We start from the raw sequence: 15,483 nt of genomic DNA, 5'->3' as shown, positions 1-15,483 counted from the left end.
GGAGGGTTCCCACACGCCCGCTGTCGTCGTCGCTCAGGCCAGCGAGTCCTCCCAGGCCTGGTGCAGACCGGCGTAGTGCCCGTCGGTCGTGATCAGGTGGTCCGGAGCGCCGTCCTCGATGATCCGGCCGTGTTCCAGCACCAGGACGCGGTCGGCGGTCTCGACCGTGGACAGCCGGTGCGCGATGACGATCGCCGTCCGGTCGGCGAGGATCGTCTTCAGCGCCCGCTGGATCAGACGCTCGCTCGGGATGTCCAGGCTGGACGTCGCCTCGTCCAGGATCAGCACGGCGGGATCGGCCAGGAACGCCCGCGCGAACGCGACCAGCTGCCGCTGGCCCGCGGACAGCCGCGAGCCGCGCTTCTCGACCGCGGTCTCGTACCCGTTCGGCAAGGCCATGATGAAGTCGTGCGCGCCGATCACCTTCGCGGCCTCGACGACCTCCGCCATCGTGGCGTCCGGCTTGCCGAACCGGATGTTGTCGGCGACCGAGCCGGTGAACAGGAAGTTCTCCTGCGTCACCATCACGACCCGCGCGCGCAGGTCGTCCTCGGACAGGTCGCGCAGGTCCACGCCGTCGAGCAGCAGGTGGCCGCCGGTCGGGTCGTAGAACCGCGCCACCAGTTTGGCGATCGTCGTCTTGCCCGCACCCGTCGTACCGACCAGGGCCAGGGTCTGGCCGGCCGGCACGTCCAGCTGCAGGCCCGGCAGCACCGGTACGCCGTCGACGTACTCGAAGCGGACGTTGCGCAGCTCGAGGTGACCGCGCGACGGGGCCGGCTTGGCGGGCTTGATCGGCTCCGGCACGTCCGGGGTCTCGTTCAGCACCCCGGACAGCTTCTCCAGCGCCGCACTCGCGGACAGGAAGGTGTTGTAGAACTGCGAGATGTCCTGCAGCGGCTCGAAGAACTGCCGCAGGTACAGCAGGAACGCGGTCAGCACACCGACCGTCACGTGGCCGTGGTACGCCTGGTACCCGCCGTACGCCAGGATCGCGACGATGGTGATGTTGCCGACGCCCTTGATCGACGGCATGAAGATCGCGTTCAGCCGGAACGACTCGAGGTTCGCCCGCCGGTAGCGGTCGTTGACGCCGTGGAAGATTTCCTCGTTGCGCGGCTCCCGGCGGAACGCCTGCACCGCGCGGATACCCGTCATCGACTCGACGAAGTGCACGATGACGAGTACGACGGCCTCCCGTGTCTGCCGGTAGACGACCGCGGACCGCTTCCGGAACCACGCCGTCAGGATCAGCAGCGCCGGGAACGACAGCAGGGCGAGCAGCCCGAGCTTCAGGTCCAGGGTGAGCAGGATGATCGACGTACCGACCAGGGTCAGTACCGCGGTCACGAGGCCGTCGAAGCCGTTCGCCAGCATCTCGTCGATGACCTGGACGTCCGAGGTCAGCCGGGAGATCACCCGGCCCGACGTGAACTTGTCGTGGAACGCGGGGCTCAGCCGCTGGAAGTGGTCGAACACCCGCTTCCGCAGCCCGAGCAGGATCGTCTGGCCGAGCCGGCCCGAGCGCATCAGGAACAGCTGCCGCGCCCACGCCTGCAGCAACGCCATCGCCAGCACGGTGATCACGATCGTGACCAGCTCCCGCGAGCCCTCGCCGGCGAGGATCGGCGGGATGCCGTTGTCGATGCCCAGGTGGACCAGGTACGGCACGGCGAGCCGGGCGCCGTTCTCGACGAGGACGATCACGACCAGCAGCCAGATCAGCTTCTGGTAGGGCCGGAGCAGCTCACCGAGCAGCTTCCGGGAGTCCTCCTTCAGCCGGATGCTGGTTGCCCGGGAGATCTCCCGATCGGGATCCTCCTCGAACACGCCCCGCCAGTTCTGGTCCTTCTCGTCCTCCTCCACCTCGGGAGGTGCCTGCTGTGTCGACTGCGTTGTTGTCATGCGTGCACCTCCTCTTCTTCCGCCGCCAGCAGGTGCCGGTACTCCGGGACCGTGGCCAGCAGCTCGTGGTGGGTTCCGACGTGGGTGATGGTGCCGTTCTGCAGCAGGGCGACCTTGTCGGCCAGCATCACGGTCGACGCGCGGTGCGCGACCACGATGCCGGTGGTGTCGGCGAGCACGTTCTGCAGCGCCTCCTCGACCAGGGCCTCGGTGTGGACGTCGAGCGCGGACAGGGTGTCGTCCAGCACCAGTACGGCGGGCCTGGCAAGTACTGCGCGCGCCAGCGCCAGCCGCTGCCGCTGACCACCGGACAGGGACATGCCCTGCTCACCGACCCGTGTCTCAAGCCCCCAGGGCAGGTCATTGGCGAACTGCGCCTGGGCGACCTCCAGCGCCTGCTGGACCTCCGCCTCGGTCGCATCCGGCCGGCCGAGCGTGAGGTTCTCCCGGACGCTCATCGAGAACAGCGTCGGGTCGTCGAACGCGGAGGCGACAGCGGTGCGTAGTGACACCAGGGACAGGTCCCGGATGTCGTGCCCGTCGATGGTGATCCGCCCGGCGGTCACGTCGTACAGCCGGGGGACCAGTGCGGTGAGGGTGGTCTTGCCGGACCCGGTGGCGCCGACCAGGGCGAGCGTCGTACCAGGGGTCAGGTCCAGGTTGATGTCGTGCAGCACCTCGCTGGAGTCGTCGGAGAACCGGAAGCCGACGTGCTCGAAGCGCAGGTGACCGCGGGCGCCGGTGAGCTCGTCCGATCCGGACTTGATCACCGAGTGGGTGTCGAGGATCTCGCTGATCCGGTCCGCCGCGGTCATCGCCTCCTGGGCCATCGCCAGGATCGCGCCGAGCGAGGTGACCGGCCAGACCAGCGACAGCATCAGCGTGATGAACGCGACCAGGGTGCCGAGCGTGATCGCCTCCCGGCCGACGGCGAGCGCGCCGAGCAGCAGCACGATCACCAGCGTCAGGTTCGGGATGACGCCGAGGAAGCTCCAGAACCGCGACGCGAGCCGGACCTTCTCGACCTCGGTGTCGTACAGCGCGGTCGCCTCGTCGTCGAACTGCCGCTGCACGTGCGGCCGGCGGCCGAACGCCTTGATCACCCGGAAGCCGAGCGCCGACTCCTCGATCCGGGTGGCCAGGTCGCCCTCCTGGTCCTGCACCTTGCGGGAGATCCGCAGGTACTTCTTCTCGAACTTCAGCGAGACCATGACGATCGGTACGGCGGCCACCAGGACCACCAGGCCGAGCGGCCAGTAGAGCTGGAGCAGCAGGACCGTGACCACGGCCAGCTGCAGGATGTTCATCACCAGGAACAGCAGGCCGAAGCCCATGAACCGGCGGATGATGGACAGGTCCGTGGTGACGCGGGACAGCAGCTGGCCACTCTGCCAGCGGGTGTGGAACTCCATCGGCAGCGACTGCAGCCGGACGTACAGGTCGTGCCGCAGGGTGGCTTCGAGGTCGCTGACGGTCTTGGACTGCGCCCAGCGGCGCATCCAGACCAGGACGACCTCGGAGATGCTGAGGCCGAGGGCCAGCAGGGCCAGCGGGACCAGCATGCTCAGCTCCCGGCGGGTGACCGGGCCGTCGATGATGGCCTTGGTGACCAGCGGGATGGTGAGGCTGACCGCGACGCCCAGCATCGCGGTGCTGAACATCACCGAGAGGCGCCAGCGGTGGGGCTTCAAATAGGGACGTAGCCGCCAGAGATTGCGGCTACGTTCGGGGGCACGGGTGGAAGGGGCAGCGATCGACGGCGCTTGGACAGCGTGCTCGGAGGGCATCTGGACGGGCGCACTTCCCATCTACAGTTCAAAGGGGTTTGTGGCGACCTGAAAACGGCGCACTTTCCAGTATCGCCCAGTAGGTAAGCGCTTGTCCTCCGAATTCCATTCCCGGGCGATGAATTACCACTGGTTGCAATAGGCCGTCGCGGCCTCACGCGGAGGCGGTCCGCGGACCTATCGCGATTCGCAATCAGTGCGCGGTCATCGATTCCGGGAGCTCACGCAGCGCGCGCAGTGGGGACAGCGCGGCGACCAGGAGTCCGGCGAGCATCCCGGCGCTGGCGACCAGCAGCGTCGGCCGGATCTGCAGGGCGGACGCCAGCACACCGGAGACCGCGGCGCCGACCGTCTGGCCGCCGATCACCAGCGTGCGCCAGGAGGCGGTCACCTGACCCAGCAGGTGCGGTGGCGCGAGCGCCTGCCGCAGGGTCCGCTGCGGTACGGCGAACAATGCCATGCCGACGCCGGCGCAGACCTGTCCGAGAAGGATGAACGGTGTCTGCGCGGTGAACAGCGCAACGCCGCTGAGCGACGCCAGGAGAACACCCGAAAGGTAGGAGCGTCCGAGACCGACGCGACGGCACCAGGCCGTGGCGACGAAGGTACCGGCGATGGCAGCGGCCCCTTGCGTCGTGAGAGTCAGCCCGACGAAGGCCGCTGACTTGTCCAGCTCCCGGACCAGGAAGAGCACGATCAGCGGTCCCTGCGTCGCCCCGGCCATCGCGGCGACACCGGCCGACACTACGAGCGGCGCGAGCATCCGGTCGCCGAAGAGCACCCGCAGGCCGGCTGACAGCCGTACCTCCGACCGCGGCTTGGCCGGTGCCCGGGCCGGCTCGCGGATGCGGTACGACGCCACAGCGGACACGACGTACGACGCGGCGTCGACGAGGATCGCGAACGGTGCCGTGAGCACCTGGACGAGGAAGCCCGCCGCGGACGGTCCTAGCGTGGAGGCGAGGTTCAGATTGAGCAGGGCCGCGCTGTTGGCTCGTATGAGGTCCTCACGCGGTACCAGTGCCGGCAACATCGTCTGCGAGGCGGTGTCCGAGAGCAGAGTCAGTACTCCGGTCAGTACTGCGACGACGTACAGCTGTTCGATCCGGAGCCAGCCGAGTGCCGCAGCAGCGGGCACCGAGCCGAGGAGCAGGAGCCGTCCGATGTCGGTCCAGATCAGGAGGCGGCGCAGCGACCACCTATCTGCCCAGACTCCGGCCAGCAGACCCAGCACCAGATGCGGCGCGATCGTCAGCGCGGACAGTGCGCCCATCTGCACCGCAGACGCCTGCAGGTTCACGACAGCGACCAGCGGCAGTGCGACGGTGGTGACCGCACTGCCCGACGCCGACACCAGCTGTGCGATCCACAGTTTGCGGAACTCGCCCCTCACGACCCATGTCATGTCTGGGAACCTGTCACTCAGGAGAGTCGTGCCACTACACCCGTTCGCCCTGAGCAGACGCGTTTCACTCCACGCGAAACACAGGACCCTTTGCGGTGAAGGGCAGTGACGCGCCGCGGGGGATCAGCCAGGCGTGCTCACGACGTACCCGGACGACATCGCACTGGCCGTCGGTGATGAGCAGGATCGGGCCGTTCACCGGGAAGTCGTCCGCACGCTCGAGCAGGTCGACACCAGGCTGCAGCACAGTGCCGCCGCGACCGTGGACCTTCATCCGTCCGGCGATGTCGTCCACCGGGACGTACCCGGCGTCGTACGCCACCGCGTCGCAGTAGACCACCCGCGCCGCCGGCACGTCGCGGGCGCGGGAGTACGACGCGATCGCGCCGAGCGCCTTGCCGAGCAGCTCCCGGTTCATCGAGCCGGACGTGTCGAGCACGACGCCGTACGTCGGGAGCCGTTCCAGCTCGGCCGGCCGGACCCAGCCGGGCCGCGGGATGTCCGGCGTACCGGACTGGCGTCGGGAGGCGCGGGCGTACGTGCGCGTCTTCTCGACTGCCGGCACGTGCTGCTCGAACCAGCGGGCCAGCTGGGCGTCCCAGGCCAGCGGCGGGTGGTCCAGCGCGCGGATCTCCTCGACCAGTCCCGCGGGCAGCGTGCCACGGGAGGGGTCGTGGTAGGCGAGGCCGGTAGTGAGTGCGCGGCGGTAGATGTCGTCGAGCCCGGCTGAGCGGGCGGCCTCACCTGCGTGCGGCAGCGGGTGGCCGAGCACGTCGCCCAGGCCTACACCGCGCAGTGTGGCCAGCTTGCGGTAGCGGCGCAGGTCCATGGTGATGCGGTCGTACACCTCTTCGGCGGACAGGCCCTTGAGGACTGGGTCGTGCAGGGCGCCGTCGGGCATGGTGCCGACGCCCATCTCCAGGAGCCAGCCGTTGATCACCAGGTCCGCGGCCACGTTCCACAGGTACGGGTCGCGGCCGCCGACGCGTTCCGCATGCCGCAGGGCAGCGTGCAGCATCTCGTGCGCCATGACGAAGCGCCACTCGCTCTGCGTCAGTCTGGTCAGCGGGTTGACGTAGATCTCGCCGACCGCGGCGTTCACCGCCGCGGTGTGGATGTCCCACGCGCGGGCCAGCTCTGCCTCGGCGACGATCGTCATGCTCGAAGCGATCGCACCGAGCAGCGGGTACGACGAGACGAACCAGCCGAGCGCCAGGTCCCATGCCTCGCGCTGCTTGCCGCCCAGCGACGAACGTGCACCACCAGCAACCTCCACAGCGGCTGCTGCCGCGGCGGACAGGCCGGCGGCGAACAGCTCGCCCCAGTCCGGCGGCTTGCCCCAGCCGTTCCAGCGGGCCGCCTCGACATCAGGCGCGTGGCCGGCCACGCCGAGGCCGTCGTACTCCGCGGGTACGCCGGAACGCCGCCAGAGCCGCGCCAGCGCGTCCTCCTCCATCGCGGGGAAGTCCTGCGGCTGTTCGACGACCGGCGTACCGAGTTTGAGCGACTGCAGGAAGCGGTTGACGGCAACGTCGTACGCGGCGCTCGCCGCCTGGTCCGGCTGCGGCAGGTCCCGCTCGCCGTGGCCGAGGCCGAGGTGGATCAGGAGGTGCGCGAAGACCCACGTCCACTCGTCCGGCGTGGCCCGGCGGGTCCGGTGCGTGCGGATCTGGCCGTTGGAGTCGATCACGGCCCAGGCGTCGGCGGGCAGCTTGTCGTCCCGGAACGGGTCGTGGGTCCGGTCGGTCATCGGTGCGAACAGCGGATGCCGCACGACCGTCGCCCAGCCGGCCTGGATCGCCTCCCAGGCCGGGTCCCGCTGGGCCTTCTTCCGCTTCGACACGGCGGCTAGGCCCTGGCCGCGACCAGCCGTGGCAGGTCGCGGCTGACCTCGACCAGGAACCACGTCGGCAGGACAGGGCGGCCCTCGTCGTCGGACGCGATCACCAGCTGCGCCACCTCCAGCGAGATCTCCGCGAGCTCGACCAGCAGCGCCTTGCCCCGGTGCGCGAGCTGCCGGGCGGCCGGACTGGCGGAGGCCTTGTCGGCGGCCAGCTCCTTGATCAGGCGCGCGCGGAACGTCTCGGCGAGGAAGTACAGCAGGTCACGGTCCTCCGGCGCCGTAGGCCACCCGGCCTCGCCCTTGAGTACGGCGTCCAGCCCGAACGCGTGCCGGACCGTCTTCACGTACGCGCGGAACGCGGACGCGTGCGCGGCGGACAAGGTGCCGAAGGCAAGGACCCGGAGCGTCTCGTCGGGTACGTCGTCGCCGTACGAGTGCAGGGCGTCGGACAGCATGTGCCAACTGCGCGGCGTGGAGAACGGCTCCTCCGTCTTCGGCGGCGCGGTCCACAGGTGGTCGGGGCGGTTGCGCAGGTACTCCAGCACCCACGGGTGGATGCCCGCGGTGCCCGCCCAGCGCAGCCAGTCGCTCGCGGACGCGTGCAGGTGGATGTGGACAAGCCGGTTGACCAGGGCGCTCGCCATCGGCCGGGCCAGAGCGTTGTCGGTGGCGCGGTTGCCGGCGCCGATCACCACGGACCCTTCGGGCAGCTCGTACTCGCCGATGCGGCGGTCCAGGATGAGCGAGTAGAACGCCTTCTGCACCTCGGCGGACGAGGCGTTCAGCTCGTCGAGGAACAGGCAGTACGGCTCGTCGCGGGCGATCGCCGTCGGCGGCGCGAACCGGCTGCGGCCGTCGACGATCTGCGGTACACCGATGAGGTCCTCCGGCGCGAGCTGCGTACCCAGGAGCGTCACACACTCCAGCCCGAGCGACTCCGCGAACGCCCGCACCAGGCTGCTCTTCCCGATCCCCGGTGCGCCCCAGAGGAAGACCGGGCGTACCACTGCCACGTGCAGCAGTACTTCGGGCAGCTGGGCCGCCGATACCGTGATTCCCGCCTGCATCTGATCCTCTCGCTCGTCAGCCCTTCAGGATCCTCTCGAGGTCACGGTGTGTCACCTGGTTTTCGGACGGCGCTTCCGTTACTGGCGGTTACTTACTAGGGTGCGTGGCCGATGCCGTAGAAGTACTGGGGGGTTCTCGTGCTGGGCTTTCGTCTGAAGGCGGCCGCGGCCTGTGTCGCCGTACTGCTGCCGCTGGCGGTGTCGGAGGCGGGCGCTGCCGAGCCGTCGCCGCACCTGGGTGAAGGCGTGCTGGTTCCGGGGCGTACGGCGGTGAACGTCGGCATGTCCGGCGCCCGCGTGGTCGTGTCCAACCCCGTCTACGAGACCAGCGACAACGGGACAACCTGGACCGCTACTGGCGGCTCCAACGACGGCAAGCCGTTCCAGGCGGAGGGGCCGTCGCTGCTGACGTTCGACGGCGGTACTGCGAAGGTGGGCGGGCTGACGTTCCCTTCCGCTGACGAGGTGGTGCTCGGTCGCGGCGGCAAGCTGGTGTCGCATCGCGCAGCGGGCGCGGCGACCGCAGCGGTGTACGACGTGGTCAGCCAGGCCAAGCTGGCTGATGTGGTTCCGCCGTTCGCGCTGTCTGGCGAGACGGTGTGGAAGGTGACCTCGCCGGGCCATCTGGACGGCAGAAACCTGACTACTGGTGCTGTGAAGACGGTCCTGGTCGCCAGCGCGTGCTCTGTGGGACTTGGCGCGGTGAACGGCCGCTGGGCGGTGCTGAGTGGTTGCAACCAGGTCGTGGACGTCAACGGGCCGCAGCCGCCGCGCAACCTCACAGTGGCGGCGGACGCGCAGTTGGGCAACGGCTTCACTGTGCAGACCTCCGGCTCCGACCTGCTGGTGACAGACCTGAACGACCCGGAGCTCGGCCAGCGCCGCTACGGACCTGTCCGCACCACGACACCGAGCTTCCGTGCTGACGGCTCCGGGCTGGCGAGGATCGCGTACGCCGACGCGCTCAGCAAACCTCGCGTGATCACGCTGAGCTGGCTGACCCCTGATCCGCAGCCCCGGCCTGACAGTGTTGCGCCCGTACTGAAGAGCGCCTCTGCCGGCGACCGTGTCCGCGACAACACCAGCCTGTCCTTCGAGTGGACGTACGAGGACCCGCAGGACCCGAACTCACCCGCGACGGGCGTCGACAGCTACGACGTGCGGTACCAGCAGCGGCCGAACCGCAGTACGCCGTACGGCGCCTGGATCCAGCCGGCGGCGTGGCAGGGCCTCAAGACGACAGGTGCGAGTCTGAGCGCCCCGGTCGGTACGGACACGTGCTGGCAGGTGCGGGCGCGCGACTACGCCGGCAACGTCAGCGCCTGGAGTACGTCGTACTGCAGTGAGGTGGACGGTACGGCGCCGTCGCTGGTGACCTGGCGGATCGGGGACCGTGTCCAGCTGAGCGGCTCGGCCACGGTGCGCTGGGCGTACAAGGACGACACGGACATCGCGTCGTACGACGTGGTCTACAAGGTCGCGGCACCTGGTGTCGCGTTCGGCAAGTGGATGTACCCGGCGGTCTGGCAGGGCACCCGCATCACCTCGATCACCTGGGCGCCACGCTTCGGCTGGGACGAGTGCTTCATGGTGCGGGCGCGCGACTACCTCGGCAACCTGTCCGCGTGGTCTGCGCCCATCTGCTCGGTGGCGCCTCAGGACGACCGTGCGCTCACCTCGGCGGGCAGTGTCACGCGCTCGACGAGCACGCTCGCTTTCCAAGGCACGACGAGCGTTCTGCGGGCCAACGGGGCCTACCTCACCAAGGCCACCGAGGCAGGCCTGCGGATCGCGCTGGTGGCGATTCACGGTCCTGGGCAGGGACGTGTGGACATCTACCACGCCAACATCAAGGTCGGGACCGTTTCCCTGGCCGCGACCAGCACTGCTCGCAAGGTCACCTACCTGCCCGTAACTCCTTTCCGTACAGGCGTTCTCAAGATCGTGTCCACCTCCACAGCGCCGGCGGCCGTCGACGGCGTCGCGTTCCTCAGGGCGTAGTTCCCGGAATTTCGGCACCTCTTGGTCCGGTTCGCGGTTTAGCCCGCCGGACCGCGGGTAGGTTCGCGGCGGGAGACCAGACGGAGGACTGATCGACTCGGGGACTGAACTGGGAGGGACACCCTTGTCAACGCAGTATCCGTCGGCGGTGAACGCCGACGTCCGGCAGTACCTGGTGCCCGCAGACTGGCTGACCGTTCCGCTCGAGGAGCTGCCCACTCGAGCCGGATAACGACACCCGATGGATGCCAACGCACTCCAGCGCAGCTGGGACCGGGTGACGGAACACGGTGAGCAGGTACCGCTGTACTTCTACTCGCACCTGTTCGTGTCCTATCCCGAAGTACGGTCGATGTTCCCGCTGTCGATGTCGCACCAGCGGGACAAGTTCGTCAGCGCACTCGGCCGGATCGTCAGCCACGCCGACCAGATCGAGAACGACGCGGCGTTCGTGCAGCACCTCGGCCGCGACCACCGCAAGTACGCCGTCGTCGCCGACCACTACAACGCGGTCGGCGCCTCGCTGTGCGCGACGCTGAAGCACTTCCTCGGCCCGGAGTGGGACGAGGAGCTCGCCATGCACTGGACCGCGGCGTACCAGGTGATCGCGCGGATCATGGTCGAGGCGGCCGAGACCTCCTCGGAGGTCAGCCCGGACTGGTGGGACGCCGACGTGCTCTCGGTCGAGCGGCGGACGATGGACCTCACGCTGCTCACCGTGCGGCCGCGGCGCGCGTACCACTTCCTCCCCGGCCAGTCGCTGTCGATGGAGATCCCGCAACGGCCCAGGCTGTGGCGGTACTTCAGCCCGGCCAACGCGCCACGCCAGGACGGTTCGATCGACCTGCACGTCCAGCAGATCGACGGCGGGCAGGTGAGCCCGGCCGTGGTCCGGACGCTGAAGGCCGGTGACGTCGTGAAGCTCGGCGCGCCGGTCGGCGAGCGGCTGACGCGGCGCGCTGACGACGTCCGCGATCTGCTGATGGTGACCGGCGGGACCGGTCTGGCGCCGCTGCTGGCGGTGCTCGAGCAGATCGACAACGAGTGGACGCGGTCGCGGACCGCCCCGCGGGTGCACCTGCTGCACGGGGTGCGGATGCCCTGGCACCTGTACGAGCGTCCACGGTTGCGGGAGCTGGCGCAGACGCGGCCCTGGTTCGAATACACGGAGGTCGTGTCGGACGACGGGTCCTACCCCGGGACGCGCGGCAAGGTCGGCACGGTCGCGGCCCGGCAGGACCTCTACGGGCGTACGGCGATGGTGTGCGGCGGCCCGCAGATGGTCGCGCACACGCTGGAGCGCCTGACCGGCGCCGGCCTGGACCCGCGGCACATCAAGTACGAGCACTTCTACTACGCGGCGGGGGACGAGCAGACAGCCGACCCGGCGCTGACCAGGTCAGGAGACAACAAGTGACGAACGGCAAGCACCGCCACGGCTCCTCGCACTACCGGACCCCCGAGGCGATCCGGGGTGAGACGTTCCGGCGCCGGTTCCGCGGGCTCGACGCGGACGAGGTGTACGGCTACATCGACCTGCTCGCCGACCAGGTGCAGGCGACGGCGCGGGACCTCACCGAATGCCGGGCGGAGAACGAACGGCTCCAGGCGGAGCTGCGGCGCTGCCGGGCAGACCTGCAGCGCGTCCAGGGGGAGCTGGACGAGTACGAGCAGGCCGGCGACCGCGTGAACGAGCAGATCGTCGAGCTGTTCAGCCAGGCGCAGCTGGTGGCCGAGGAGATGGTCCAGGACGTCAGCCGGGACGCCCGCGAGCGCATCAGCCAGGCGCGCGCGCACGAGCGCAGGATCGTCGAGGAGGCGATGGACAACGCCGGCCAGCAGGTGCGGACGTACGCGCAGACCGCGCAGGAGCGGATGCAGTCGATCGTGGACTCGTTCGCGAGCGAGGTCGACCGCCTGGGGAGTACGCCGCAGTCCGGCGGCCCGGGCGCCGCGGTACCGCGGCAGAAGGACGCCTGGTTCGACGAGATGAGCGACTGGCAGATCCGCCTGCGCAACGGGCGCGGCCCGGAGTCCCCAGGCACGGACTGATCCCGTGGCCACACTTCCGAGACCCGCCCGGTCGGAAGACGACCCAACAACCCCCCGCCCAAAACCACCCCACACCGTGCTGCCATCACGCCTGCTGGCGCACCCGCAATCAGACCCGGCATCAGGCTCGGCGTCGGGCCCCGGATCGGGCCGACTGGCAACACGGCTCGCGTTGCCGCTGGCAGTTCTCGGTCTGGCGGCCGCCGCACTCGCGCTCGCCCGGGTCCTGCCGACCGCCGTCGCAGTCGGCCTCAGCGTGGCGGTCCTCTGCCTGGCTGCAGCCGTGTGTGCACACCACGTCTGGTTAATGTCGCGTAGACCCGGCAGAACCTCGTCGGCAACGGCGGAAACGCTCAGCCCGACCGCCTGTCCGGCGAACCGTTCGATGCCGCAAACGCATCTACCCGACACCGGTTCGTCCGAGGCCGGACTATTCGGTTCCGGACTATTCGACGCCGGACTGTCCAACCCCGGTCCGTCCGACGCAGCGTCGGCGAACGCCGCGATCGAAACACTCCGGGCCGCGGCGCAGGAGTTCCTGGAACTCTTCTACGCCGAGAACCCCCAAGCCGGCTCGTTGAAAGACCGTCTCGCAGAGGTACTGCGCGAGATCGACCTCACCGGCACCTACTGGCACACCCCCGAGGAGCTGACCTTCGGCGCCCGCGTCGCCTGGCGCAACAACAAACGCTGCATCGGCCGCCTGTACTGGCGCAGCCTCAAGGTCCGCGACCTACGCCTGGTCTCGGACGCGGGCGGCGTTGCAAGACACTGCTTCGACCACCTCCGAGCAGCCCACAACGGCGGCAAGATCCGCCCGATGATCAGCGTCTTCGCCCCCGAGACCCCCTCGCGACCAGCCCCGCGGATCTGGAACGAGCAGCTGATCCGGTACGCCGGCTACGAACAGCCGAACGGCCGCGTGCTGGGGGATCCGCGGTACCGCGCCTTCACCGGCAAGCTGATGCAGCGCGGCTGGCGCCCGCCCGAACGTCCGAGCGCGTTCGACGTACTGCCTCTGGTCGTGGAGACGGCCGAGGAAGGCCCGCGGATGTTCCAACTCCCCGCGCAGGCGGTCCACGAGGTACCGCTCGAGCATCCCGAACTCCCGTGGTTCGCGGACCTCGGGCTGCGCTGGCACGCAGTACCGGTGATCAGCAACAACCGCCTGATCATCGGCGGCATCTCGTACCCCGCCGCGCCGTTCAACGGCTGGTACATGGGCACCGAGATCGGCGCCCGCAACCTCGCCGACACCGACCGCTACGACCTGGTCCCCGAGGTGGCGACCCGAATGCGCCTGGACACCTCCCACGAGGCGACCCTCTGGCGGGACCAGGCACTCGTCGAGATCAACCGCGCGGTCCTGCATTCCTTCGAGGCCCACGGCGTGACGGTCACCGACCACCACACCGAGTCCCGCCGCTTCCTCACCCACCTCCAACGCGAGGAACGCGCCGGCCGCAGCTGCCCCGCCGACTGGAGCTGGATCGTCCCGCCCATGTCCGGCTCCCAAACCCCCGTCTTCCACCGCTACTACGACACCACCACCCAAACCCCCGCCTTCCTCACCGACCCCGAAGCCACCACCCGCTCCCTCCACGGCGGCCCACCCGCGTTCCCCGCAGTACGGGTCGACCTGGGCGCACCCGGTTCGACGCAGGGATGAGCAGTAACTGGGCGTCGTACGAAGCCGCCTGTGGGCCAATTGGGGAGCCCCGTAGGGTTTGGGCGGTGGCGTGGGATGCACTTGGGCAGTGGGGTGACGGCGTCGCTCGGATCGAGCGGCTGGCCGGTGGCGTTGCGAACGATGTGTGGAGCGTGCGCGTCAACGGGGAGTTGGCGGTGGCGAGGCTCGGGTCCAGGAGTGACGAGGATCTTGCGTGGGAGACCGAGCTGCTCCAGTACCTCGACCGTCAAGGGCTGACGGTGCCGGTGCCGATCCCGACAGCGGACGGCCGGCTGTTCGTCGACGGGCTGGTGGTGATGACGTATGTCGACGGTGGACCGCCTGAGACGCAGGACGACTGGCATCGCGTGGCTGACACGCTCCGACAGCTGCATCGGCTGACACAGGGCTGGCAGCAGCGTCCGGGCTGGCGATCGTCGACCGATCTCCTGCACGCCGAGACCGGGACGAAGATCGACCTCGGCGCGATGCCGGCTGAGGGCGTTGCTCGGTGCCGAGCGGCGTGGGCGCGGCTCGCCGGACGTGAGACGCGCGTCGTCCACGGCGACCCCAACCCTCGCAATGTCCGTATGACCGCGCAGTACGTCGGCCTGATCGACTGGGACGAGGCGCACGTCGACGTATCCGACCTCGACCTCGTGCTGCCCGGTAACGCAGCCGGTCTCGACAACGATGCGTACGACGTCGCCGCGCAGGCGTCGGCCGCCTGGGAAGCCGCCGTCTGCTGGGACGACGACTACTCCGTCAGCCGACTCGCCGAAGTCCGAGCCGTCTGAGAACCCAATCGCCGAGCCGGCCGGCGACGACAGGGCTCCGGGGCTGGAGGAGGTGACGAGATTGGCTCACGTGTCGCTTGCTGCTGGAGCGTCGTACGTGCAGACGTCCACCAAGAGCATCCCTGGGCCCTTGAAGACAGCGGAGCGCATGCCGTAGTCGGTGTCGACCGGCCCGAAGACAAGCTCTGCACCATGCGACTTGGCGACCTCCACGACCGCATCGACGTCATCAACGATGTGGTGCAGAGTCAACCCATCGACCGCGCCGGTCTCGACGGCGGCGTTACCGCTCAGCCACAGCTTGAGCTTGCCCGTGTCGAGCTCGGCGAAGTTGTCGAACACGTCCCCCAACTCCCAGCCGAACGCACCGGAGAGGAACCGCGCCGCTTCCGGCACGTCTGGAACGATGACACTGATCGCATCGACGGACATCTCCCACCTCGTCTCCAGGCTTGGTAGTGCCGATCAACCTAGCCACGTCCAGGACCTTGCCGCCACACCCGCCGGTAACCACCTGGCCTCGAAGAGTGGCGCGTCGAGCGAGGGCGATCTGGGGAGCCCGTACCGGCCGGCTAATCGCACGCTGAGGGCACGAGGTGGGAAGCGGGCCCGGACAGACGGAAGGCCCAGACCGGAGGATCGAGCCTCTGACCTGGGCCTTTGCCCTTGGAGCGGGTGACGAGAATCGAACTCGCGTAGCCAGTTTGGAAGACTGGGGCTCTACCATTGAGCTACACCCGCGGTGCTCGGACATGATTCCACATGGGGGGCGGTGGACTCAAAACGACTTTCCGGGGCCCCGGTGGCGCGAGCATGGGGGCGGGGCGGCTAGACTCGTGCGGTCACTGCGGGGCGTAGCGTAGTGGCTAGCGCGCCTGCTTTGGGAGCAGGAGACCGCAGGTTCGAGTCCTGTCGCCCCGACAAACCCCGTGCAGTACCGGCTGTGGCGTCGGCTGT

The 15,483-nt window shown here is 69.1% G+C and carries 11 protein-coding genes and 2 tRNA genes; 6 read left to right on the top strand and 7 right to left on the bottom strand.

Features of this window, described 5'->3' with window-relative positions; all coding sequences use genetic code 11:
• Positions 1-33 precede the first annotated feature (33 nt).
• The 5 genes from ABN611_RS00620 to ABN611_RS00600 form a co-directional block, all read right to left on the bottom strand.
• Entirely contained in the window at positions 34-1,905 is a 1,872-nt protein-coding gene (locus ABN611_RS00620; RefSeq protein WP_350277740.1) for an ABC transporter ATP-binding protein, read from the bottom strand.
• On the bottom strand, positions 1,902-3,566 hold the full coding sequence (locus tag ABN611_RS00615) for an ABC transporter ATP-binding protein (RefSeq protein WP_350277739.1): 1,665 nt from the start codon (positions 3,564-3,566) through the stop codon (positions 1,902-1,904). The genes ABN611_RS00620 and ABN611_RS00615 overlap by 4 nt, the downstream gene beginning before the upstream one ends.
• Before the next feature lie 319 nt (positions 3,567-3,885).
• Positions 3,886-5,097: an MFS transporter gene (locus ABN611_RS00610; protein ID WP_350277738.1), complete on the bottom strand. Its 1,212-nt coding sequence runs from the start codon at positions 5,095-5,097 to the stop codon at positions 3,886-3,888.
• 64 nt (positions 5,098-5,161) lie between these two features.
• Positions 5,162-6,940 carry a hypothetical protein gene (locus ABN611_RS00605; RefSeq protein ID WP_350277737.1) on the bottom strand — a complete coding sequence of 593 codons (1,779 nt, stop codon included), beginning with the start codon at positions 6,938-6,940 and terminating at the stop codon, positions 5,162-5,164.
• Positions 6,941-6,945: 5 nt separating this feature from the next.
• On the bottom strand, positions 6,946-8,007 hold the full coding sequence (locus ABN611_RS00600) for a MoxR family ATPase (protein WP_350277736.1): 1,062 nt from the start codon (positions 8,005-8,007) through the stop codon (positions 6,946-6,948).
• 138 nt (positions 8,008-8,145) lie between these two features.
• Between ABN611_RS00600 and ABN611_RS00595 the strand changes: the two genes are divergently transcribed.
• The 5 genes from ABN611_RS00595 to ABN611_RS00575 all read left to right on the top strand — a co-directional run bounded on the left by ABN611_RS00595 (position 8,146) and on the right by ABN611_RS00575 (position 14,526).
• The gene (locus tag ABN611_RS00595) at positions 8,146-10,008 is read left to right on the top strand and encodes a hypothetical protein (protein WP_350277735.1); all 1,863 of its coding nucleotides are present in this window, start codon (positions 8,146-8,148) and stop codon (positions 10,006-10,008) included.
• A 241-nt stretch (positions 10,009-10,249) separates the two neighbouring features.
• Positions 10,250-11,425 carry a globin domain-containing protein gene (locus ABN611_RS00590; protein WP_350277734.1) on the top strand — a complete coding sequence of 392 codons (1,176 nt, stop codon included), beginning with the start codon at positions 10,250-10,252 and terminating at the stop codon, positions 11,423-11,425.
• A complete protein-coding gene (locus tag ABN611_RS00585) occupies positions 11,422-12,060 on the top strand; it encodes a DivIVA domain-containing protein (protein WP_350277733.1) in 639 nt (212 codons plus the stop codon). The genes ABN611_RS00590 and ABN611_RS00585 overlap by 4 nt, the downstream gene beginning before the upstream one ends.
• 385 nt (positions 12,061-12,445) lie before the next feature.
• The gene (locus ABN611_RS00580; RefSeq protein WP_350277732.1) at positions 12,446-13,729 is read left to right on the top strand and encodes a nitric oxide synthase oxygenase; all 1,284 of its coding nucleotides are present in this window, start codon (positions 12,446-12,448) and stop codon (positions 13,727-13,729) included.
• 65 nt (positions 13,730-13,794) lie between these two features.
• Entirely contained in the window at positions 13,795-14,526 is a 732-nt protein-coding gene (locus ABN611_RS00575; protein WP_350277731.1) for a phosphotransferase, read from the top strand.
• Positions 14,527-14,592: 66 nt separating this feature from the next.
• Here ABN611_RS00575 and ABN611_RS00570 read toward each other — a convergent pair whose 3' ends face one another.
• Entirely contained in the window at positions 14,593-14,958 is a 366-nt protein-coding gene (locus tag ABN611_RS00570; protein ID WP_350277730.1) for a VOC family protein, read from the bottom strand.
• A gap of 235 nt (positions 14,959-15,193) precedes the next feature.
• A tRNA-Gly gene (locus ABN611_RS00565) sits at positions 15,194-15,267 on the bottom strand.
• 107 nt (positions 15,268-15,374) lie between these two features.
• Between ABN611_RS00565 and ABN611_RS00560 the strand changes: the two genes are divergently transcribed.
• Positions 15,375-15,447, top strand: a tRNA-Pro gene (locus tag ABN611_RS00560).
• The last annotated feature ends 36 nt before the right edge of the window (positions 15,448-15,483 follow it).

It is taken from the genome of Kribbella sp. HUAS MG21 (assembly GCF_040254265.1).
GTDB lineage: Bacteria > Actinomycetota > Actinomycetes > Propionibacteriales > Kribbellaceae > Kribbella.
The sequence above is the reverse complement of the archived record's forward strand: the minus strand, read 5'-3'. Positions and strand labels throughout refer to the sequence as shown.

Bases quoted from the DNA above. Each gene is read 5' to 3' on its own strand.
- ABN611_RS00590 (WP_350277734.1), top strand. From the start codon at position 10,250: ATGGATGCCAACGCACTCCAGCGCAGCTGGGACCGGGTGACGGAACAC.
- ABN611_RS00620 (WP_350277740.1), bottom strand. From the start codon at position 1,905: ATGACAACAACGCAGTCGACACAGCAGGCACCTCCCGAGGTGGAGGAG.
- ABN611_RS00600 (WP_350277736.1), bottom strand. From the start codon at position 8,007: ATGCAGGCGGGAATCACGGTATCGGCGGCCCAGCTGCCCGAAGTACTG.
- ABN611_RS00610 (WP_350277738.1), bottom strand. From the start codon at position 5,097: ATGACATGGGTCGTGAGGGGCGAGTTCCGCAAACTGTGGATCGCACAG.
- ABN611_RS00615 (WP_350277739.1), bottom strand. From the start codon at position 3,566: ATGTTCAGCACCGCGATGCTGGGCGTCGCGGTCAGCCTCACCATCCCG.
- ABN611_RS00580 (WP_350277732.1), top strand. From the start codon at position 12,446: ATGCCGCAAACGCATCTACCCGACACCGGTTCGTCCGAGGCCGGACTA.
- ABN611_RS00570 (WP_350277730.1), bottom strand. From the start codon at position 14,958: ATGTCCGTCGATGCGATCAGTGTCATCGTTCCAGACGTGCCGGAAGCG.